1 pseudogene is annotated in these 1,289 nt (G+C 66.6%); it reads right to left on the bottom strand.

The features are described 5' to 3' along the window. Positions 1 to 190: 190 nt before the first annotated feature. Positions 191 to 1,192, bottom strand: a pseudogene (locus tag OO52_RS45445) (IS701 family transposase); the annotation flags it as partial. Positions 1,193 to 1,289: the final 97 nt, after the last annotated feature.

Consider the following 1,289-nt stretch of genomic DNA (forward strand, 5'->3'; position numbering starts at 1 on the left):
GAGCGTCAGCCAGGCAACTACCTGGCCTTCCTCGGACTCGCAGCCGCCCTCTGCTGCTACAAGCGACTCCTCAAACTAACCATGTAGGACACGGTCTAATACTCCAGCAGCGGTTCGTGTCCTGAGCTGCGTTTTGGGTAGTGGCAGCGGCGGGCGATGGCTTGGCGGCGTCTTCTCCGGGCCGACCATTTCAGTGCGTGGGTGACGGGGTCGCGGTCGGCTCGTGGGTGGGGCAGGAGAGCGTCCAGGAGTCGCCGTATCTCTGCCACGGTGAGCGGGATGAGCGCTGATCCGTTTCTGCAGCCCCCCTTGCGGCCTCGCCGTCGGCCTGAGGGTGTGCTGCGAGTGTGGTCAGGACCGCGTGGACGAGCATGGCCAGGGTGATATGCCTGTACCAGCCGGGATAGCGGCGGACCTCGTACTCATCCAGGCCGCACTCGTTCTTCGCGGCCTGGAAGCACTCCTCGATCGCCCAGCGGGAGCCGGCGATCCGGGCCAGCTCGGCGATTGCGACGCCCATGGGTGCGTAGGCCAGGTAGTAGGCCACATCTTCGGGATCGGACAGGCTGCGGCGGGCCATCACCCACCGGTGATGGGTCGGCGGGTCGGGGTCGAAGATGAGGTTGGCGGGCAGCCTGGCCCCGGCCCAGTCGTAGATCCGCGGGCCTTTCGCCCCGTCACCGCAGGACAGCCGCTGCCAGGCATCGCCAGGGGCGTCCTCGATGAGCTGGTCGATGCGCCAGATACCGGCCAGGGACTTGATCTGCTGTGACTTCGGCACCGCCACCACGTAACCGACGTCGAGTTGCTCGAGCAGGCGGCGAAAGTGCCAGTCCTGCCCATAGGCCTCGTCCGCGGTGACCCAGGCAGCGGGCAGACCCGCACCGAGACACCGGCGGACGATGTTCCGGGCCAGCTCGCCCTTGGTGGCAAAGCCGCGTTCGTCTGGGATCTTCGCTGCCCGGCAGCGGTCACGGTCGGAGGTCCAGGCTTTGGGCAGGTAGAGCTCCCGGTCCACCAGGGCCCGGCCCGAGCCGGTGGCGTAGGCGGCGAACACGCCGATCTGGCAGTTGTCGATCTTTCCTGAGGTGCCGGTGTACTGTCGGCCCACCCCGGCCGAGGTGGTGCCCTTCTTGATGAACCCGGTGTCGTCGATGATCAGCACGCCACCGGGGCCAAGAGACTCACCGACTAAGACCGTGTCCTATGTGGCGGTGGTTCGTTGGTCAGGTCATGGGGCGGGATACGTGGAGTTGGATTGTTCCGGATGGGCTGTGGGAGATCGCGAA

The sequence above is a fragment of the Streptomyces flaveolus genome (assembly GCF_000716535.1).
GTDB classification, from domain to species: domain Bacteria; phylum Actinomycetota; class Actinomycetes; order Streptomycetales; family Streptomycetaceae; genus Streptomyces; species Streptomyces flaveolus_A.